This window comes from Arthrobacter sp. TmtSoilC79 (assembly GCF_059739405.1).
The window spans coordinates 2,078,989-2,099,233 of record NZ_AP046051.1 but is presented as its reverse complement, the minus strand read 5'-3'; the positions used below and the strand labels follow the sequence as shown (position 1 = coordinate 2,099,233).

At 62.6% G+C, this 20,245-nt stretch carries 18 protein-coding genes; 6 read left to right on the top strand and 12 right to left on the bottom strand.

What is annotated here, in order from left to right:
* Positions 1 to 15: 15 nt before the first annotated feature.
* The gene (locus AC6JA3_RS09765) at positions 16 to 612 is read left to right on the top strand and encodes a Vms1/Ankzf1 family peptidyl-tRNA hydrolase (protein ID WP_026546887.1); all 597 of its coding nucleotides are present in this window, start codon (positions 16 to 18) and stop codon (positions 610 to 612) included.
* Here AC6JA3_RS09765 and AC6JA3_RS09760 read toward each other — a convergent pair.
* From AC6JA3_RS09760 to hisS, 3 genes are all read right to left on the bottom strand, one after another.
* Positions 609 to 1,448 (bottom strand): GNAT family N-acetyltransferase, encoded by an 840-nt coding sequence (locus AC6JA3_RS09760; protein ID WP_497920108.1) that lies wholly within the window; start codon positions 1,446 to 1,448, stop codon positions 609 to 611. The two genes, AC6JA3_RS09765 and AC6JA3_RS09760, sit on opposite strands and share 4 nt — an antisense overlap.
* An 88-nt stretch (positions 1,449 to 1,536) precedes the next feature.
* Entirely contained in the window at positions 1,537 to 3,330 is a 1,794-nt protein-coding gene (aspS, locus tag AC6JA3_RS09755) for an aspartate--tRNA ligase (protein ID WP_026546889.1), read from the bottom strand.
* 124 nt (positions 3,331 to 3,454) lie between these two features.
* Positions 3,455 to 4,810 carry a histidine--tRNA ligase gene (hisS, locus tag AC6JA3_RS09750; protein WP_497920107.1) on the bottom strand — a complete coding sequence of 452 codons (1,356 nt, stop codon included), beginning with the start codon at positions 4,808 to 4,810 and terminating at the stop codon, positions 3,455 to 3,457.
* Positions 4,811 to 5,019: 209 nt separating this feature from the next.
* On the opposite strand from hisS, the gene AC6JA3_RS09745 reads away from it, so the two are divergent.
* From AC6JA3_RS09745 to AC6JA3_RS09735, 3 genes are all read left to right on the top strand, one after another.
* Positions 5,020 to 5,820 carry a peptidylprolyl isomerase gene (locus AC6JA3_RS09745; protein WP_026540825.1) on the top strand — a complete coding sequence of 267 codons (801 nt, stop codon included), beginning with the start codon at positions 5,020 to 5,022 and terminating at the stop codon, positions 5,818 to 5,820.
* A gap of 66 nt (positions 5,821 to 5,886) precedes the next feature.
* On the top strand, positions 5,887 to 7,494 hold the full coding sequence (locus tag AC6JA3_RS09740) for a DUF349 domain-containing protein (protein ID WP_497920106.1): 1,608 nt from the start codon (positions 5,887 to 5,889) through the stop codon (positions 7,492 to 7,494).
* A 98-nt stretch (positions 7,495 to 7,592) separates the two neighbouring features.
* Positions 7,593 to 8,237 (top strand): hypothetical protein, encoded by a 645-nt coding sequence (locus tag AC6JA3_RS09735; RefSeq protein ID WP_497920105.1) that lies wholly within the window; start codon positions 7,593 to 7,595, stop codon positions 8,235 to 8,237.
* On the opposite strand, the gene AC6JA3_RS09730 is transcribed toward AC6JA3_RS09735, so the two are convergent.
* The 9 genes from AC6JA3_RS09730 to pdxT form a co-directional block, all read right to left on the bottom strand.
* The gene (locus AC6JA3_RS09730) at positions 8,234 to 10,627 is read right to left on the bottom strand and encodes a RelA/SpoT family protein (RefSeq protein ID WP_026540828.1); all 2,394 of its coding nucleotides are present in this window, start codon (positions 10,625 to 10,627) and stop codon (positions 8,234 to 8,236) included. The two genes, AC6JA3_RS09735 and AC6JA3_RS09730, sit on opposite strands and share 4 nt — an antisense overlap.
* A gap of 163 nt (positions 10,628 to 10,790) precedes the next feature.
* Positions 10,791 to 11,780, bottom strand: a complete 990-nt coding sequence (gene secF / locus AC6JA3_RS09725; RefSeq protein ID WP_026540829.1) for a protein translocase subunit SecF — start codon at positions 11,778 to 11,780, stop codon at positions 10,791 to 10,793.
* Complete coding sequence (secD, locus tag AC6JA3_RS09720) at positions 11,781 to 13,532, bottom strand: protein translocase subunit SecD (protein WP_026540830.1); 1,752 nt, start codon at positions 13,530 to 13,532, stop codon at positions 11,781 to 11,783. It abuts the gene before it with no gap.
* A gap of 114 nt (positions 13,533 to 13,646) precedes the next feature.
* A complete protein-coding gene (gene yajC / locus AC6JA3_RS09715) occupies positions 13,647 to 14,030 on the bottom strand; it encodes a preprotein translocase subunit YajC (protein ID WP_026540831.1) in 384 nt (127 codons plus the stop codon).
* Between the two features lie 145 nt (positions 14,031 to 14,175).
* Positions 14,176 to 15,252, bottom strand: a complete 1,077-nt coding sequence (gene ruvB / locus AC6JA3_RS09710) for a Holliday junction branch migration DNA helicase RuvB (protein WP_026540832.1) — start codon at positions 15,250 to 15,252, stop codon at positions 14,176 to 14,178.
* Positions 15,245 to 15,892 carry a Holliday junction branch migration protein RuvA gene (ruvA, locus tag AC6JA3_RS09705; protein ID WP_026540833.1) on the bottom strand — a complete coding sequence of 216 codons (648 nt, stop codon included), beginning with the start codon at positions 15,890 to 15,892 and terminating at the stop codon, positions 15,245 to 15,247. Before ruvA ends, ruvB begins: the two co-directional genes overlap by 8 nt.
* Positions 15,893 to 15,985: 93 nt before the next feature.
* The gene (ruvC, locus tag AC6JA3_RS09700; RefSeq protein ID WP_026540834.1) at positions 15,986 to 16,564 is read right to left on the bottom strand and encodes a crossover junction endodeoxyribonuclease RuvC; all 579 of its coding nucleotides are present in this window, start codon (positions 16,562 to 16,564) and stop codon (positions 15,986 to 15,988) included.
* Positions 16,565 to 16,608: 44 nt separating this feature from the next.
* Positions 16,609 to 17,364, bottom strand: a complete 756-nt coding sequence (locus AC6JA3_RS09695; protein ID WP_026540835.1) for a YebC/PmpR family DNA-binding transcriptional regulator — start codon at positions 17,362 to 17,364, stop codon at positions 16,609 to 16,611.
* A gap of 3 nt (positions 17,365 to 17,367) precedes the next feature.
* Positions 17,368 to 18,069 carry a pyridoxal 5'-phosphate synthase glutaminase subunit PdxT gene (gene pdxT, locus AC6JA3_RS09690; protein ID WP_026540836.1) on the bottom strand — a complete coding sequence of 234 codons (702 nt, stop codon included), beginning with the start codon at positions 18,067 to 18,069 and terminating at the stop codon, positions 17,368 to 17,370.
* A gap of 102 nt (positions 18,070 to 18,171) precedes the next feature.
* On the opposite strand from pdxT, the gene AC6JA3_RS09685 reads away from it, so the two are divergent.
* Positions 18,172 to 19,503 carry a Mur ligase family protein gene (locus tag AC6JA3_RS09685; RefSeq protein ID WP_026540837.1) on the top strand — a complete coding sequence of 444 codons (1,332 nt, stop codon included), beginning with the start codon at positions 18,172 to 18,174 and terminating at the stop codon, positions 19,501 to 19,503.
* Complete coding sequence (locus AC6JA3_RS09680; RefSeq protein WP_497920104.1) at positions 19,500 to 20,243, top strand: type 1 glutamine amidotransferase; 744 nt, start codon at positions 19,500 to 19,502, stop codon at positions 20,241 to 20,243. Before AC6JA3_RS09685 ends, AC6JA3_RS09680 begins: the two co-directional genes overlap by 4 nt.
* Positions 20,244 to 20,245 lie beyond the last annotated feature (2 nt).

Below are 20,245 nucleotides of genomic sequence, written 5' to 3'. Positions count from 1 at the left end.
AAGGAGACATCCACCATGGACCGCCGAACATCAGCTCCGCGCCGGCACGCCACGCGGACAGCCTTGGTCTCCGCCGCGAGGCTGGCCGGTTGGGCGGATCGGTTCGCGGCTAGCCACGGCCCTGTCGTGGAAGATTTCGACGACGCCGGCCTGCTCCTTCGCGCGGCCGACGGCGCCACCGCACTGCTGAGGGCTCCGTGGCCTGCGGACGGGCGTCCGGGCAGGGGGCCAAACGAGCTCCAGCGCCTTGCCTCACTGGCCGCCCAGGAGCGAGGCCTGGGCTTGGTTCTGGTGCGCCGCGGCGGCTATGTTGTAGCCTCGGCGGGCGGCACCACCATCCTCGCTTCCAAGAGCGGCAACCGCTTCATTGATGCCAGGTCAACGGCAGAGCATGCAGCCAGGATCTTTGCCGCACATGTAGTGGAGTACATCGTTCCCGGCGGAGACAGGGCCCTGGTGGATCAGGTCCTCGCGCAACCGGCCCTTAAAGCGTTCACGGGCCGAACCAGGCTGCCCTTCCTGGACGTTCAGGACGTCAAAGCCGCTGGCCTGCAGAAAGCGGCAGCCGACGCCTGCTCAGTTCGGATCACCGTGACCGACCCCGTGGGCTAGCAGCCGCCAGGAGCCCGTTTCAGGGGAGCCTGCCGGTACAGATAGCTGCCGTAGGGGGTAAATCCGGCCTGGGAATACAAAGACTGCGCCCCATGATTGACAGCAGTAACAAGGAGCCAGAATCCCCTGAGGTCCCGCCCGGCGCCGGCATGCAACAAGGAGGCCAGAACCTGCGCCCCATAGCCTCGCCTGCGATGGGTCCCTGAGGTCGCCATGCTGTAAATGCCTCCCCAGCCGTCCACCAGGGCGAGACGTCCGACGGCGGCGGGGACGCCGTCGTCGTCCCTCACCATGGCGTACAGGGCCGGGCAGGCAGTGAGGATCCTGTGGGCGACCGACAATTCGGCGTCACCACCCCGGCCGTCAACTGACCACCACACATGGAGCCACTCGGCGGAGGGAAGATCGAGGAGTTCCACCGTTGATGATCCCTGCGGCACGTCCTGGACGCCGCGGACCATAATCCTGGTTTCGGACTGCCTGGTGAAACGCTGCCGGTCAAGGACACTATTAAGGGCAGCATTACCGGTGTCGTCGAACACCTGGAAGATCAGGGGAAGCCGGCGGCGCCTGTACCACTCCGAAGCAGCCCGAACCGAGCGTTCAAGGCCGGCCGCCGCGTCAAGAGCAGGGCCTGCGTCAAGAGCAGGGCCTGCGTCGCCGCTGCCTCCTCCCCCTGCACTGTTGACCGGCCACACGGAATTGGCCCGCTGCGTCACACCGTTGGAAGCGCGGAGCACCCACTCCGCCGCAGCGTCGAGTACAAGCTCTTCACGCTCAAGGGCCGGCCATGCCTTGTCCATGAGATTTTCCAGGAATGCCTGCCCTACCGCCATATGGCAAGACCTTTCATCAGTCGCTAAAGGAGCCGGACACGGAAATGCCAAAAGCCCTCCACCGGAGTGGAGGGCCATTGGCTGCTACTTATTCGGACGCGGCGTCCGGCTTTGCTGCGGGCTTGGATTCGGGCTTGAAGTCCACGCCCGCCTCCTTGCGCTGCTGCGGGGTGATCGGCGCCGGAGCAGCCGTGAGGGGGTCGTAGCCGTTGCCCGACTTCGGGAAGGCAATGACATCGCGGATGGACTCCACGCCGGCCAGCAAGGCCACTACACGGTCCCAGCCGAGGGCCATTCCGCCGTGGGGAGGCGCGCCGTACTTGAAGCCCTCAAGCAGGAAGCCGAACTTGGTTTCGGCGTCTTCCTTGTCCAGGCCCATGAGCTGGAACACGCGTTCCTGCACTTCGCGCTGGTGGATACGGATGGAACCGCCGCCGATCTCGTTGCCGTTGCACACGATGTCGTAGGCGTAGGAGAGCGCGGACTCCGGGTCCTTGTCAAAGGTGTCCAGGAACTCGGGCTTCGGGGAGGTAAACGCGTGGTGCACAGCCGTCCATTGGCCACCACCCACGGCAACGTCACCGGAGGCAACGGCCGCAGCGGCGGGCTCGAACATGGGAGCATCCACGATCCAGACAAATGCCCAGTCGTTGGGATCGATCAGCCCGGTGCGGTGGCCGATCTCCACGCGGGCAGCGCCGAGCAGCGCGCGCGCTGCCGACTTCTCCCCGGCGGCGAAGAAGATGCAGTCGCCCGGCTTGGCACCGACGGCGTCGGCCAGGCCGTCGCGCTCTGCCTCCGTGAGGTTCTTGGCAACGGGGCCGGCGAGTTCACCGTCCTCCTTGAACAGGACGTAGGCCAGGCCCTTGTGTCCACGCTGCTTGGCGAATTCCTGCCAGCCGTCCAGCGTCCGGCGAGGCTGTGAGGCTCCGCCGGGCATGACCACTGCGCCAACATAGGGGGCCTTGAAGACACCGAAGTTGGTGTCCTTGAAGAACTCAGTGAGCTCCGTCAGTTCCACGCCGAAACGAAGGTCCGGCTTGTCGGAGCCGTACTTGGCCATGGCATCCAGGTAGGTCATGCGGCGGATCGGCGTGGGAACCTCAACGTCGATCAGCTGCCAGAGAGCCTTGACGATTGCTTCGCCCAGCTCGATGACGTCGTCCTGGTCCACGAAGCTGGCTTCGATATCCAACTGGGTGAACTCCGGCTGGCGGTCCGCGCGGAAGTCCTCATCGCGGTAGCAACGGGCAATCTGGTAATACTTTTCGAAGCCGCCAACCTGGAGCAGCTGCTTGAAAAGCTGCGGCGACTGCGGCAGGGCGTACCAGGAACCCGGAGCAAGGCGTGCCGGAACAACGAAGTCGCGGGCGCCTTCCGGCGTCGAACGCGTCAACGTGGGCGTTTCGATTTCGACGTAGCCGCGCTGGTGCAGCAGTTCACGGGCCACGCGGTTGGCCTCTGAACGCAGGCGCATGTTGCGGGCGGGGCCCGGACGGCGAAGGTCCAGGTAACGGTGCTTCAGGCGGGCTTCCTCGCCGACTTCAACGTGTTCGTCGATCTGGAACGGAAGGGGCTCCGAGGTGTTGAGGATCACTACCGTCTCAGCGATGACCTCGATGTCGCCCGTGGCCAGAGCCGGGTTTTCGTTGCCTTCGGGACGCTTGTTGACGGTACCTGTCACCTGCAGGACGTACTCGTTCCGCAGGCCATGGAAGACCTCTTCCTCACGGACCACCACTTGGGCGACACCGGACGCGTCACGCAGGTCAACGAATGCAACGCCACCGTGATCACGGCGGCGGCCCACCCAGCCGGCCAGGGTAACGGTTTGTCCAATGTGCTCGGAGCGAAGTGATCCGAGGTCATGTGTGCGCAGCACAGCATTCCTTTCAGCATGAAATTTATAGGGACCGCAGCAAAGACGGTCCCGTCCGAGTTTACCCGCCCCGGCCACGGCTCCCGCCAAGGGGCGGAGCCAGCTATTTCTGTAAGCGATGCCTGTATCAGGCGGTGGTGACGCGGACGTGCAAGTCCTCTTCCGACGGCGTCCAGATGGCAGGGTCGGCATCCACTTGCTCACCGGTGCGGATGTCCTTGACCTGGTGCTTGCCGTCGTCGTCGGTAAACCACACGAACGGAATGCCGCGGCGGTCGGCAAACTTGATCTGCTTGCCGAATTTCTCGGCCTTTGCTGCAACTTCGGTCGCGATGCCCCTCCCCCGCAATTGGGCAGCGATATCCTGGGCCGCAGACCAACTCTCATCGGTGTTCAGGGCAACCAGGACTGCCGTGGGCACCGACCGTGTGGCCACTGCCAGTTCCTGGCTGAGGATGCGCGAAACCAGGCGCGTCACACCGATGGACAGCCCGACGCCGGGGAACTTGCGGTTGCCCTTGCTGGCGAGGGCGTCGTATCGGCCACCGGAGCAAATCGAGCCAAGCTGCTCGTGGCCCACCAAGACCGTTTCGACCACAGTTCCCGTGTAGTAATCCAGTCCACGGGCAATACTCAAATCGGCAACCACCTTGCCGGGTGCACGCTGGACGACCGCCTGGATGACCTGCTCCAGCTCGTTCAGGCCTTCCTCGAGGAGGTCGTCGGTGACTCCCAGTGCCCGGACCTCCTGGACGAACGAGGCATCTTCGGTGCGGATGCCGGCCAGTTGGAGGGCCAGACGAGCTTGTTCCTCCGTGGCGCCGAGCTCGCTCTTGAGTAGCCCGGCCACCTTGTCGGCACCGATCTTTTCCAGTTTGTCGATGCTGCGCAGGACTCCGGCAGTGTCCGTCAGGCCGATGCCGCGGTAAAAACCTTCTGCCAATTTCCGGTTGTTGATGCGGAGCCGGAAATCCGGAATGGGTAATGCGCCCAAGGCCTCGGCGATCACCAGGGCAATCTCGACGTCATAACGGAACGGCAAGTCGCCATCGCCCACCACATCGATGTCCGCCTGGGTGAATTCACGGGCACGGCCCTCCTGCGGCCGCTCCCCACGCCATACCTTCTGAATCTGGTAGCGACGGAAAGGGAATGCCAGGTAGCCGGCATTCTCCACCACGTAGCGGGCGAACGGAACAGTGAGGTCGAAGTGCAACGCCAGGGCATTGGGATCTGCTTTATCCGATCCGTTTGGCTTGGCAGACTCGCCCTCGTCGTCCTGGAGCCGGCTCAGCCCATAGACCTCTTTGTCGATTTCGCCCTTGCGGAGCAGTTGTCCCACGGTCTCTACCGCGCGGGTCTCGATGGAGGAGAACCCGTGCAACTCGAACGTCTTGCGGAGCGTATCCAGCACATGGAGCTCCACCAACCGCTCCTGGGGAAGCCACTCGGGGAATCCGGACAGGGAGGCGGTACGTGCCATGGTGGAAATGTCTCCTCGAAGAAATTGACGCTGTCCTGGCACCCGCAGCTTTTAAAACGCCCGTTCGGCGTTTACACCGCGGGCGTCCAGCCGGTCATGCATAAACTATGTGCGGCAGCCAGTTTATGCTTTCCGCGCGTGCACATCTAATGCAGCAAGCCCGGGTTCCTGTCGGCTGCCCCGGAAAGTGGACACAATCAGGAGGACTCTTGGCAACAAGGTCGCGGGATGACCGCGAAGCGAAACGGCGCATCAGGCAGATGGAAGCCAAGCGTGCCCTGCGGCAGGAACAGGGCAAGCGGCGCAAACGCGACAACGCCATCGCCATCGGTGCGGGTTCAGCGGCAGTGGTCCTCGCCGTCGTGCTTCAACTGACGGCCTTCAGCTCCAACCCGACCGAGGCAGAGTTTGCGGCGGCGGAAGCCGGACTCAGCTCTCCCTCTGCCTCCCCGTCCGCACCGGCATCCAACAGTGCCGATGTTCCCAGCCCGGATACCGCAGCGGGCAAGACCTTCACCGGTGAGTTGGCGCTGAACAGCGGCGTGGTGGGCATAGAACTCAATGGAACGGCAGCACCCCAGGCGGCAGCGGTCTTCAAGTCGCTGGGCGACGCCAATTACTACAAAGGGAAGTTCTGCCACCGCCTGACGACGTCGGAGACGTTCGGGGTCCTGCAATGCGGCGCCACCTCCGAAGACGGTGCGGATGACCCCAACTACCGGTGGGGCCCCCTCGAAAACACCCCTGCTGACAACAAGTACCCGGCGGGAACCATTGCCGTGGCCCGCAGTGGCAACAACGCCTACGGCAACGGGCACCAGTTCTTTATCGTCTACAAGGACACCACCATTCCCGCTGACACCGCTGGCGGATACACCATTGTGGGCAAGGTAACCAGCGGACTGGACGTGGTCACCAACATCGCGGCCGCAGGCCTGAAAAGCGGCCAAAGCAGCACTGACGGCGCCCCTGTGGCACCTGTCACGATAGACTCGTTTTCTCTGAAGTAACCAGCCCTTGGCCCCGGCCCGGGGTGCATTACCTTAGCAGTCCCTCCAAGCGAAAGACTTTTAGCGGTGACAGACAGTCAGAAATCCGACGAAACAGCAGTAGAGGCCAACGAAGAAGAGGCAGTCGAGGCCAACAGCCCCGACCCTGCCGAAACCCCCGTCGCGCCGGCAGCTGCACCAGAACAAGCACCCGTTGACGAGGCAGCTCCTGTGGACGAGCCAACGGCGCCCGCAGGGGAGCCGGCACCGGCGCCCGCAGCGGAGCCGGCAGCTGTTCCAGCCCCGGGGCCCGAAACAGCGGCAACAGAACCGGCCGCACTGCGCCCGACACCATCCGTGGTCCCCACGCCCGCAGCGTTTGCCGCGCGCCCCAAGGCACCGGCCGCCGTCGTTCCTGCCGCTCCGGCCGTGTCCGCCGCCTCGCTTGCCGAGGCCGCCAAATGGGGCCGCGCTGAAGGTGATGGCCATGTGTTCCTGACGCTCGATGGTGAGGAAATCCCGGTCGGCCAGTATCCGGGGGTCAGCCCTGATGAGGCCCTGGGCTACTTTGCACGGAAGTTCGACGACATCATTGCCCAGGTAGTTCTGTTGGAACACCGGGTGGAATCCAAGGCTCCGGCCACGGACATGCAAAAGACTGTCACCCATCTTCGCGAGCAACTCGCAGAGCGCACCATGGTGGGCGACATCCGTTCCGCCGAAGCACGCTTGGATGCCCTTTCCACCCAGATCGTGGAGCTGGAAAAATCGGAGAAGGCAGCACACGAAGCCGTGCGGGCGGGCGAACTCGCAGCGCGTGAAGCGATCGTGTCCGAGGCAGAGACCATTGCCGGGCAGGATCCTGCCCAGATCCAGTGGAAGACCTCCAGCGCCCGCATGAACGAATTGTTTGAAACCTGGAAGGCGGCGCAGAAGAGCGGCGTACGCCTGGGCCGAAGCAACGAGGACGCCCTGTGGAAGCGGTTCCGTTCGGCCCGTACGGTCTTTGACCGCCACCGCCGCGCCTACTTCTCGCAGCTGGACAGCAATAACTCGGCTGCCAAGTCCGCCAAGGAAGCCCTTATCGCGGAAGCCGAAGCCCTCTCCTCATCGACCGATTGGGGATTTGCCGCCGGCGAATACCGTCGGTTGATGGACCAATGGAAGGCCACGCCCCGTGCCAGCCGCAAGGATGACGACGCCCTGTGGGGACGCTTCCGCGCCGCCCAGGACGTTTTCTTCAGCAACCGCCAGGCCGCCAACGACCAGATCGACCAGGAGTACACAGCCAACCTGGTAGTCAAGGAACAGCTCGTGGCCGAGGCACAGGCCCTGCTGCCGATCAAGGACCTCAACGCAGCCAAGAAGTCCCTCCAGTCCATCAGGGACCGTTGGGAAGACGCCGGAAAGGTTCCCCGTGGCGACATGGGCCGGATCGAGGCGGGACTGCGCAAGGTTGAGGACGCGGTCAAGGAAGCCGAAGAAGAGAAGTGGCGCCGGAGCAACCCGGAGACCAAGGCACGCACGAACAGTGCCCTTTCCCAGCTCGAAGCCGCCATCGCCGGCCTGAAGGATGACCTTGAGAAGGCGGAGAAGGCGGGCGACCAGCGCCGCATCAAGGCTGCCCGTGAGGCTCTGGAGGCCCGCCAGGCCTGGTTGGACCAGATCCAGCGCTCGGCAAGCGACCTCGCCTAGCACTTCTGGACTTGCACTACCGCAGGCTCCGTTCCGGTTATCCACATAACCGGAACGGAGCCTGTACTGCTTGGACGGGTGCACGCAATGATCAGTGGATGGACCCCGTTGCCGCCGCCCCGCTTGCCGCCGCCCAGTTTGCCGCCGCCCAGCTTGCCGCCGCCCAGCATTTATCGGAGCCGGTCATCCCGGAGCTCTACTCCCCCAACCGGATCTTTACGTGGAACGAACTCCAGAGCATGGCCTTTGATGGCATCCTGCTGCCGCTCTACGGGAAGAGTTACGCCTCGCCGGGTACTGCTGTCACCCATCGCCTCCGGGCGCGCGCGGCGGCCTTGACCGTTCCTGAACGTATCCGGACCAAGGTCGTTGCCGGCCGGCTCACAGCCGCGTGGATCTACGGCTGCGCCAAACCTCCGGAGCATCTCTCGCTCCTGGTGGATGCCAAGCACCGCATTTCAAGCTTGCGTGGAAGCACGGCATGCAGCCTCCACGAGGTCCGGCTCGGACAAATGGACGTTGTAAGCCTGGGCGGGATGCTGGTCAGCAGTCCGTTGCGCACCGCGTCCGACATCGCCCTTCATGTCGAGAGCGACAGGGCACTGCCCACCCTGAGGCGGCTGCTGGCCAAGGAAGACCTGGGCATCCGCCTGAGGCTCCTCATGCTCGCCGTAGAAGCCGCGCCCAGGGTTCCGCACAAACGACGTGCCCTGGCCACACTCACCCGGCTTGCAGCCGGCTAGCTGCGTCTCCTGTTGCCAGTGGTTCGGTAGACATCAAAGACACCATCAATGCGGCGTACGGCATTCAGGACGTGGTGGAGGTACTTGGGATCGCCCATCTCGAAAGCGAACTTCGATATGGCAACCCTGTCGCTTGATGTATGCACCGAGGCAGCAAGGATATTGACGTGGTTCTCGGACAGAATCCGCGTCACGTCCGACAACAGGGACTTACGGTCCAATGCCTCCACCTGGATTTCCACCAGGAAGACGCTCGATTGGGTGGGAGCCCATTCAACTTCCACAATTCTGTCCGGCTGGTCCCGGAGCCCGGAAACGTTGGTGCAGTCCGTCCGGTGCACGGAAACGCCTGAGCCGCGGGTAACGAACCCCAGGATGGGATCCGGCGGGACGGGGGTGCAACAGCGGGCCAGTTTGACCCAGACGTCGCCAACACCGCGGACGATGACGCCGGAATCGGAGAATTTGGACTTGGCAACCTGCGTAGGAATGCTGACTTCGTCGAGGTCTTCGTCCGGTGTCTCGTGGCCGCCCAAGTGCTCGACGAGTTTTTCCATCACCGACTGCGCGGAGGTATGTCCGTCACCAACCCCTGCGTACAGCCCGGAGATATCGACATAGTGGAAATCCTCAGCCACGGCGGACAAGGCGTCGTGCGTCATAAGTCGCTGCAACGGAAGGTTCTGCTTCCGCATTGCACGGGTCAGCATGTCCTTTCCGCGGTCAATGGCTTCCTCGCGGCGTTCCTTGGTGAACCACTGGCGGATCTTGTTGCGTGCACGCGCCGACTTGACGAAGTGTTGCCAGTCCTGGCTGGGGCCGGCCCCTTCGGCCTTGGACGTGAAGATTTCAACCCAGTCGCCGTGGTTGAGCTCGCTGTTGAGCGGAACCAGTTTCCCATTGACGCGGGCACCGATGGTCCTGTGGCCAACTTCGGTGTGGACCGCGTAGGCAAAATCGACAGGAGTCGATCCCGCGGGCAGGGCCATGACCTCACCTTTGGGGGTGAAGACAAAAACTTCGCGCGCGTTGATCTCATAGCGCAGGGAGTCCAGGAACTCTCCGGGATCGGAGGTTTCCTGCTGCCAATCCACCAAGGACCTCAACCAGCCCATGTCGCCATCGCGAGGGCTGCCCGGGCCTTGGGCCGTGCGGTTGGGCTGGTCCTTGTACTTCCAGTGCGCTGCCACGCCGTACTCGGCCCTGCGGTGCATTTCATGGGTGCGGATCTGGATTTCCACGGGCTTGCCGCCCGGGCCGATCACCGTGGTGTGCAGCGATTGGTACATGTTGAACTTGGGCATGGCGATGTAGTCCTTGAACCGGCCCGGAAGGGGGTTCCATCGCGAATGCAGGGTACCCAGGGCTGCGTAGCAATCCCGGACCGAGTCAACCAGGACGCGGACGCCCATGAGGTCGTTGATGTCGTCGAAGTCCTTATCCCGGACGATCATCTTTTGGTAGATGGAGTAGTAGTGCTTGGGACGGCCGGTGATGGTCGCCTTGATCCTCGCCGTCCGCAGGTCATCGGCGATCTGGTTACGGATGACACTGAGGCTCTTCTCGCGCTCAGGAGTCCGGTCCCCCACCATGCGCACGATTTCCTCGTAGACCTTGGGGTACAAGGCTGCGAAGGAGAGATCTTCGAGCTCCCACTTGATGGTGTTCATGCCCAGGCGGTGCGCCAGGGGTGCGAAAATCTCCAGCGTTTCACGCGCTTTGCGGGAGGATGACTCTGCCGAAACAAAACGCCAGGTACGTGCATTGTGAAGGCGGTCGGCCAGTTTGATCATCAGGACCCGGATGTCCTTGGCCATGGCCACGACCATCTTGCGGACGGTCTCGGACTGCGCGGCTTCACCAAAGCTGACCTTGTCCAGCTTGGTCACTCCATCAACCAACATGGCGACCTCGGGACCAAAATCCCGCGTCAGGTCAGCCAGGGTGTACGGGGTGTCCTCTACGGTGTCGTGAAGCAATGCCGCTGCCAGGGTGGTACCTGTCATGCCCAGCTCGGCCAGGATGGTGGCGACGGCCACGGGATGGGTGATGTAGGGATCACCGCTCTTGCGTTTCTGTCCCTGGTGGCTTCGTTCCGCAACCGTAAAGGCCCGCTGGATCAGGTCAAAGTCTTCTTTGGGGTTGTTGGCGCGCACCGTGCGCAGGAGAGGTTCCAGGATCGGCGAGTAAGGAGCCACGCCCCGACCGGTCAGACGCGCCAGCCTTGATCGGGTACGTTCCCGCCGTCCGGGGAATGTGGGACGCACGCCAGGGGTATCAACCGGAACAGCTCCCGCAGTCCGTCCAGCCATGCTTGTTGCCGGGACTGCCACAGCATTGTGGCCGTCCTCCCCGCCCGCCGGTGGTGCCGACGTCGCACGTTCTTCCACAGAAGTACCCCTCACAACCGATTTAATTCACCCAGTCTATTCCCGCAAGTGAATGCTTCTGCAAATGGAGGGCACATGACGGGAAGTCGGGCAAGTCAAAGAGCCGGCCTCCACACATGTGCGGAGGCCGGCTCTTTGGTCCAACAGAGGCGTTGCAGGCAAGCTATACGGTGGCTTCGGCCCTGCGGTGGCTTACCTTCCGGGCCTGCTTCACCAGTTCCGGTTCACCCTGGCGCAACCAGGCATACAGGGGCGCGGCGATGAAGATGGTCGCTGCAGTACCGATGAGGATACCCACGAACAATGCCAGCGAAAGGTCGCGCAGCGTGCCCGCGCCCAGGAGCCCGGCACCGATAAAGAGGATCGCTGCCACAGGAAGCACCGCCACCATCATGGTGTTGATGGAACGGACCAGCGTCTGGTTGACGGCCAGGTTCACTTCTTCGCCGAAAGTACGACGCGTTGAGGTGGCGATATCCGAGGTGTTTTCACGTATTTTGTCGAAGACCACCACGGTGTCGTACAGCGAATAGCTCAGGACCGTCAGGAAGCCGATGATGGCCGACGGCGTCACTTCGAAGTCGCTCAGTGCGTAAACACCCGCCGTGGTGAACATGGTGACAAGCATGCCCACCAGGGCAGACAAGGACATTTTCCAGGTCCTGAAGTACAGGGCCATCAGGATAGCCGCCAAGCCCACGAAGACCACCAGGCCAATGAGTGCCTGCCTGGTGACATCCTGCCCCCAGGTGGGACCAACAAAGTTCGATGTCACTTCGTTCTCGGTTACGCCATAGGCGCTGGTGAGGCCGTCCTTGATCCGGTTGGTCTCGTCGTCGGTCAGTTGATCCGTTTGGATACGCATGGTGTTGCCGGCAACGTTGGCCACGCGCGGGATGGCACCGGGTACGACGTCGTGCACGGCCTTCTCGCCGAGGGCAGCATCAGTGGTGCTCACGTTGGAAACAGTGAACTCCGACCCACCACGGAATTCGATGCCAAGGTTGAAGCCTCCCTTGGCCACCGGAATCAGGATGGAGAGGGCCACGGCGACTGCCGCAATGATGAACCAGATTTTCTTCGAGCCGACAAAATTGTACGAGCGCTTGCCCGTGTAGAGCTCATGGCCGAAGGTTGCGAAGCTCGTAGTCATTTACTTCTCCTCCTTGGTTGCCTTGGAGGAACCAGTCAGCTGGCCCTTCTCGGCAAGGCGCCGTTCTGCGATGGTCATGCGGCGCTCAGCCTCGGCTGCAGCACCGGCGTTCCGTCCACGGACGGGCGTCGGCTTCTCAGCAGGAGTACGGAGCCGCCCAGCGCCTCGATACAGCGGAATTGCACCAAGCCGGTCCGGAGACAGCCCGGAGAACCGGTGTCCTTCGCCAAAGAACTTGGTACGTGCCAGGACCTGAAGCATGGGATGGGTGAACATGAATACGACCAGGAGGTCGGCAAGGGCCGTCAGGCCCAAGGTGAAGGCAAAGCCACGTACGTTGCCGACGGCAACGAAGTACAGGACAAGGGCAGCCAGGAGGTTGACGGCCTTGGAGGCCAGTACGGTGCGCTTGGCGCGCTTCCAGCCGTTCTCCACCGCCGATACCAGACCACGGCCCTCGCGCAGTTCGTCGCGGATGCGCTCGAAGTAGACGATGAACGAGTCAGCAGTCTGTCCGATGGCAACGATCAAACCAGCAACACCGGCAAGGGAGAGCCGATAATTCTCTGTCCAGCCGAGGATTGCAATGGCCAGATATGTCAGGACACCGGCGACCACCAGCGAGGCGATGGTAACCAGGCCAAGGGCCCGGTATTGGAAGAGTGAGTAGACAACTACCAGCAACAAGCCGATGATGCCTGCCAGCAGGCCCAGGCGAAGCTGATCCCCACCAAGCGTGGCGGAAATCTGCTCCTGCGACTGGATCTCGAAGCTGATGGGCAGCGCACCATAGCGGAGCTGGTCAGACAGTGCCTTGGCGGTGGCCTGCGTGAAGTTACCGGTAATCTGCGGCCGGCCATCAGTGATGACTGCCAAGGAACGCGGAGCCGAAATGACTTTGTCGTCCAGGACGATGGCGAACTGGGACTTGGGGTCGTCCTGGCCCTGCGCCTGCGCCGCAACGTAGTACTGGTTGAGCCGCTCGGTGACGGCCTTGAACTTCTCGGTGGCATCGCCGTTGAAGACGATGTTCACGCCCCAGGAGTTGGTGACCGAACCCTGGGCGCCCTGTACCTGGGAGAAGGTGGAGTCACTGATGTCCTGGCCCCGGACTTCTACCGGACCAAGGATGTACTTGATGGCGGGAGTCGTCGCCGTGGCAGCTTCGCAGGTGACCAGGGGCTTGGCGGGATCGGAGCGTTCGCGCCTTTCCGTCGAAGGATTGACGCAATCGAGTGCTTCGAACTCCTTCTGGACTTCGGGAGTGATCCAGTTGGTATCACTTGCGTTCGCCGGCTCGGCCGTCGGCTTGTTCAGCTGGTCTTCGGGCGTGCGCGATTCGACAGGGATGGCTGCAGGATCACCGTAGGTGATGACCGGCCGGAAGTTCATGTCGGCCGAGGCCTGGATCAAGTCGCGGGTTTCCTTGGAAGGCGTCCCCGGGAGGCTGACCACGACGTTGCGGCCGGACTGGGTGCTGATTTCCGCTTCGGCAACGCCCGAGCCGTCAACACGCTGACGGATAATGGCAACTGCCTGGTTGAGCTGCTCTTCGTTGATATCGCTGGATCCCTCGACCCTGGGCGCCAGGATCATCTGGGTGCCGCCCTCGAGGTCCAGGGCAAGTTTTGGAGCCCAGCTGGCATTGCCAGTCAAAACTCCGCCACCCAGGACAGCGGTGAGTACAACGAATATTGCTCCAAGCCAGGTCAGCACCCTGCGGGCTGAATTTTTGGGGCCGGTCCGTGCCATTATCGATCTTCCTGTTATCGCCGGACAGCCGCCGGCCAACACTGGTGAGCGTTTGCCGGCGGCTCTCAGCTGCCGTAGAAGTTGCCTTGCGCGGGGGTGCCGCGCCTGACGATCCTAGTTGTCCTTCTTATCCTCTTTGTTGAGGCGCGCAATGGTTTCTTCGGGCGTCTCAACTGCGGCAGGAGCTTCAGCATCTGCGGTAGTGAGGGAAGAAGCGTCGTCCGGAACGACAGGGGCTTCCTCGACAGGCGCCTCGACTACCTTGGTAACCGCCTGGCGGTGGACCGTAGCCAGGTTGCCCGGGGAAAGCTCGATGACAACCTTGTTCTCGGCTTCGTCGATGGAGACGATGCGGCCAAAGAGGCCAAAGCTGGTCATGACGTCGACGCCCGGAGCGAACTTGGACTGCATCTCAGCCTGCTGCTGCTGGGTCTTCTTGTTGCGGCGGAACATCATGAAGACAAAGAGTCCAAGCATGACGAACAGCAATATGGTCATTGGATCCACAGGGAAGTTCCGTTCTGTACTTACGTTTTGGTTCACGGCAACGTCCCTGGCAAATCCGCGGGGCGGGTGCATGGATCAAGGACTCGAACGTGCCGAGCGTCATACCAGTCTAGAGGGAAAAGCTGAACGGGGCGTGTTAACCGATGGTATCTACGCTTTCAGCGTGGTTTTCGTCCTCGCCGAAGAGCGCAAGTGCTTCCTGGCCGAACACACCTGCCGGGACGGCGTAGCCAAGGTGTGTCCAGGCCGATGCCATTGCAATGCGGCCCCGGGGCGTGCGTCCCAGGAGACCTTCACGAACCAGGAAGGGCTCGGCAACGGTCTCCACCGTTTCGGGTTCCTCCCCCACGGCAATGGCCAGGGTGGACAGCCCCACGGGACCGCCATTGAATTTGGTAATGAGTGCTTCCAGCACGGAACGGTCCAGCCTGTCGAGGCCCTTGGCATCCACTTCGTACATGTCCAAGGCAGCCGAGGCGGACCGGGCGTCGATCTGGTCAATGCCGTGGACCAAGGCCCAGTCACGGACCCGGCGAAGGAGGCGGTTGGCGATACGGGGCGTACCACGGGATCGTCCGGCAATTTCGGTAAATCCGGCCGAGTTCACCTTGAGGTCCAAAAGACCGGCAGATCGCCGAAGGACCAGTTCCAGTTCGGCAACGGAGTAGAACTCGAGGTGACCGGTAAAACCAAAGCGGTCACGCAAAGGGCCGGGCAGGAGGCCGGCGCGGGTGGTGGCCCCCACCAGCGTAAACGGGGGCAACTCCAGTGGTATGGCGGTGGCGCCCGCACCCTTGCCCACCACGATGTCCACCCGGAAGTCCTCCATGGCCATGTAGAGCATTTCCTCTGCGGGCCGGGACATCCGGTGGATTTCGTCCAGGAACAGGACCTCCCCTTCCGACAGCGAAGAAAGGATGGCTGCGAGGTCACCGGCGTGCTGAATGGCGGGACCACTGCTGATACGCAATGGTGCATTCATTTCTGCGGCAATGATCATGGCCAGAGTTGTCTTGCCAAGGCCTGGAGGGCCGGACATCAGGACGTGGTCGGCGCTGCGTCCACGCATTTTTGACGCCTCAAGGACAAGGGCCAACTGCTTACGGACGCGGTGCTGGCCAACAAAGTCATGCAGGTTCTTAGGGCGGAGAGCGGCTTCAATGACCCGCTCTTCCGGCTCCTCTCCCCCGTTGACGAGTGACTGCTCAGCCACGGCTGCCTACGCGGTTGCCGGCGCGGGCGCCGTCCTGGCCCAGCCACCGCAGCGTAGCGCGAAGGATTTGGGCCACGTTTCCTGCTTCAACCAGCTCCGGAGTGTCCGCCATGGCCTTGTCGATGCTGCCGGTGGCGTCCTTCTCGGACCACCCCAGGCTGGTCATTGCGGCGACTACCTGCGGCTTCCATTCAGCGTTCGCAGCAACCTGGGCAGCAGCTGCAGTGGAGCCGGTGCCGTGCGGAACCAGCTTGCCGGCGAGTTCCAGGACAATACGACCCGCCACCTTGGGCCCGATGCCGGGAACCTTGGTGAATGCCTTGCCGTCGCCTGTGTGCGCTGCAACGCGGATGGCTTCAGGTTCATGGACGGCAAGGACAGCAAGCGCCAGCCGCGGTCCTACACCGCTGACGCTGAGCAGGACGTCGAAAACTTCGCGTTCATCATCATCGGCGAAACCGAACAACGTGAGGGAGTCTTCACGGACGATCATGGACGTGAAGAGTTTCGCTTCGGTTCCTACCTTGAGGTGACTCAGGGTCTGCGGAGTAGCGAAGACGCTCATTCCAGCACCGTTGAGGTCAATAACGGCGGTGGACAAACCCACGTGGGCTACGGTTCCACGGAGAAAACTGATCAAGACCCGGCTCCTGAAAGATTACGGTCAACTGGGAACGGCCCAAGTGAACTATCCGAACATATCTACGAATACCCTAGCAAGAGCGGACGGAAATCACCGTGCGCGGCGCGCTTTGGCTTCGGCATCAGCCCAGGCCTTTTGGGCCGGCGTCAGCGAACCGGCCCCGGAGGCTCCACCGGCCGCACCCATTCCGCTGCCCGCCCGCCATGCGTGGGTGAGGGCAAGTGCCAGGGCGTCGGCGGCATCGGCGGGTTTGGGTGCAGCACTGAGTCGCAGGATCTTGGTCACGAGCTTGGTGACGGCCTCCTTGTTCGCAGTGCCGCTGCCGGTTACCGCAGCTTTGACCTCGGAGGGCGTGTGCAGGGCTACCGGGATGCCGCGACGGGCTGCAGCGGCAATGACGACGCCGGAGGCCTGGGCCACGCCCATTACCGTGCTGACGTTCATTTGCGAAAAGACGCGTTCGACGGCGACGACATCGGGCTCGTGCCGGTCCAGCCATTCATCGATCGCTTCCGCGATCACCAACAGGCGCTTGTCCAGGGTCAGGTCCGCAGAGGTGCCCACCACCCCAACTGCCACCATGGTGGCCCTGCGGTTCCGCTCGATGTCCACAACGCCTATGCCGCAACGGGTGAGGCCCGGATCGACTCCTAATACGCGAAGAGTCAAGTCCGGGCCTTCCTGTTTTGTACCACTGGTGAATGCCGCCCCGCCTAGTCGGCGTCGAGGGCAGCCTGTACTTCCTCGCTGAGGTCGGCGTTGCTGTAGACGTTCTGGACATCGTCCAGGTCTTCCAAGGCATCGACGAGCTTCATGAATTTCCTGGCGCCATCGACGTCGAGTTCCACCTGCATGGACGGAACGAATTCGGCCTCATCGGTTTCGTAGTCGATGCCGGCCTCCTTGAGAGCATCGCGGATGGCCTGGAGGTCGGAGGGCTCGGAATGGATTTCCCAGTTCTCGCCGCTGTCCTTCACTTCTTCGGCTCCGGCTTCCAGTACAGCCATCAGGATGTCATCCTCGCTGAGGCCGTTCTTCGGCAGGACCACTACGCCCTTCCGGGCAAAGAGGTAGCTGACGGAACCGGGGTCGGCAATGGTGCCGCCATTGCGGGAAATGGCGAGGCGGACTTCGGATGCCGCCCGGTTCTTGTTGTCGGTCAGACATTCGATCAGCAGTGCCGAGCCTTGGGGGCCGCGGGCTTCGTACATGATCTCGGTGTAATCCACGACCTCGCCCGTGAGGCCCGCTCCGCGCTTGATGGCGCGATCGATGTTGTCGTTGGGTACCGAAGTCTTCTTGGCCTTGGTAACGGCCAGTTCCAGGCCGGGGTTGCCGGCGAGGTCCGGTCCGCCCATACGGGCAGCAACTTCGATGTTCTTGATCAGTTTCGCGAACGACTTTGCACGCCGGCTGTCAATGATGGCTTTTTTGTGCTTGGTGGTCGCCCATTTGGAGTGGCCTGACATGCTTTACGCTTCTCCTCTGATCATTCGAATAAAGAGTTCATGCACGCGCTTCTCCCCGGTCACTTCCGGATGGAAGGAGGTGGCCAGCAGGTGGCCCGAGCGCACTGCAACAATTCTAGCCACTCCGTGCAAAGCATCAGTGTGGCCGGCGTGGTCGGGATCGACCTGCGCCAGGATTTCAACGTCGGGGCCAACGCGCTCCACCCACGGCCCGCGAATGAAGACGGCGTGGACGGGATCCACGCCGGCCTCTCCTGCGCTGAAGTCCAGGCCCTTGAAATCAAGGTCCGTTTCGAAGGATTCGCGCTGGCGTCCGAAGGCGTTTCGCCGCACAGTGATGTCCAGGCCACCGAACGTTTGCTGCGGATTGCCGTCAAGATCCTTGGCGGGGTCGGCGATTTCATTGGCCAGCAGGATCATCCCGGCGCAGGAACCGTAGACGGGAAGACCGTCCGCTATGCGCTTTTGGATGGGACCGCGCAATTCGAAGATCCGCGACAATTTGTCGATGGTGGTGGATTCGCCGCCGGGGATGATCAGGCCGTCGACGTCGTCCAGCTCGGATGGCCGACGGATGCCTACGCCAGTGGCTCCAGCGGCCTCGACGGCGTGGAGATGCTCGCGGAAGTCGCCCTGGAGTGCCAGAACGCCGATCCTGAGTCCTGAACCCACGCGCGTTGAAGCGTCGGAAAGGGGGTTGGTCATTGATCCATCATAGTGCGCTGCGCCTTGGCCGGGGTCTTCCGCGTCCTCGGGGCACCCACCCCGGGCCGGGTTCCATGCCCTGACTGGGATATATTACAGAGCATGCTTTCCTTCAGCGTCCCCCTCGGCAAGCTGGTCCGCACACTGTCCCGGCTTCGGGGCGGAGGATCAGCTTTTCCCGGCCTGGTGGTCGAGAAAATCGATCCCGGCTTCATGCAGCGAACGCTGGCCTCGCTCCCCCACGGCGTGGCAGTGGTCAGTGGCACCAACGGCAAGACCACCACCACCAAAATGGTGGTGGAACTCCTCGAAAGCCAAGGCCTCAAGGTCTTCACCAACCGCAGCGGGAGCAACTTCACCCGCGGCGTGGCAGCCTCCCTCCTCGGTGAGGTGGACTGGCGGGGACGCCTCGATGCGGACATTGCCATCCTTGAACTCGACGAAGCCCATGCGGTGCATTTCGTCAACAAGGTCCAGCCCCGGTTCAGCCTCCTGCTCAATGTCCTTCGTGACCAGTTGGACCGCTTTGGAGAAATCGACAAGACGGCCCGCTTGCTCGAGCACATCGCGTCCAGGACGACGGACACGGTGGTGTTGAACCGCGAGGATCCGCGGGTGGCCCGTATCTCCAATGTCATTAACGTCCCGGATGCGCCCCATCACCCCGTCATCCGTTACTTCGGCCTTGACGAGTCCCTGCGCAGCACTTTTCCCAATGATGACGACATGCGGACCGCCGGCTCCGGACCATCACCGTCCGGTACCTCGGTGGCCGCCGCGGCAGGCGAGCCGGTAGACCTGCCGGCTGCCGACGTCGTACTCCGACGGGTAGGTGCGCAGGACGCTGACTTCGAGTTCGACGGCGAAACTGTCAGTACCGCCATGAAGCTGCGTGGCGTCTACAACATCTTCAATGCCGCTGCCGCTTTGTCGCTGGCGCGCGCTGTCCTGGGTACCGGCCCGGTTGATACTCCCAAATTGGTCAAAGCCCTGGGCGATGTTGCTCCCGCCTTTGGACGCGGTGAAAGCCTGACCGTCGATGGACAACCCCTGGAACTGGTCCTGGTGAAGAACCCCAGTGGCTTCCGCCTCGGGCTCAAGTCCTTCCCGGCAGGCGGCTACGCCACCATGATTGCCATCAACGACAACTACGCGGACGGCAGGGATATGTCCTGGCTCTGGGACGTTGAGTTCGAGTCGTTGCGCGAGGATGGGGTGGAAGTCCTCACCGGCGTCCGCGCCTACGACATGGCCCTGCGGCTGCAGTACGACGAAGTTCCCTTCGGCACAGTGGAACCGGACATCACCGCCGCTTTGCGCACCTTCATCAACGGCTCGCGCGGCAAGCCCAAACGGATTTTCTGCACTTACACGTCCATGCTTGCCATTCGTCGCGAACTCGCCAAAATCACCATAGTTGAGGTGGTCTCATGACCTCGGAATCACAGCAGCCCAGCAAGGGAACCCTCCGTGTCCTCCAGCTCTATCCCCGGGAGATGAACATTTACGGGGACTGGGGGAACGCTTTGGTGCTCCAACAACGGATCAAGTGGCACGGATACACGCCGGAACTGCTTGAGTACAACGTGGGTGACGAGTTTCCCGCAGATATTGACATCGTGGTCGGTGGAGGCGGGCAGGACAGCGGACAGGTGGTCATCCAGGACGACCTCCAGGCACGGGCGGACCATCTCCGGGAACTGGCCGATGACGGTGCGCCGATGTTGGTGATCTGTGGTCTCTACCAGCTCTTTGGGAAATTCTTCAAGACCAGCGCCGGGCCGGTCATTCCCGGAATCGGGATCCTGGATGTCGAAACCCACGGGACGGATGAACGGTTGATCGGCAACGTGCTCATGAAGTCGGCCGAGTTCGGCGACATCATGGGCTACGAGAACCACAGCGGCCAAACCACCCTTGGTCCCGGCGTCGAACCCCTCGGGACCGTCACCAAGGGCGCCGGCAACAACAGCAAAGACGGGCACGAGGGCGCGCGGTTTAACAACGTGGTGGCCAGTTACCTCCACGGTTCGCTGCTGCCGAAGAATCCGGCAATTGCCGACTTCCTCATCCGGACTGCGGCGGAGCGAAAGTACGGGACCTTCGTGCCGGGAACGCCCGACGACGACTACGCCCGCCTCGCGCGCGAACACGCCGCAAAGCGTCCGCGGTAGGC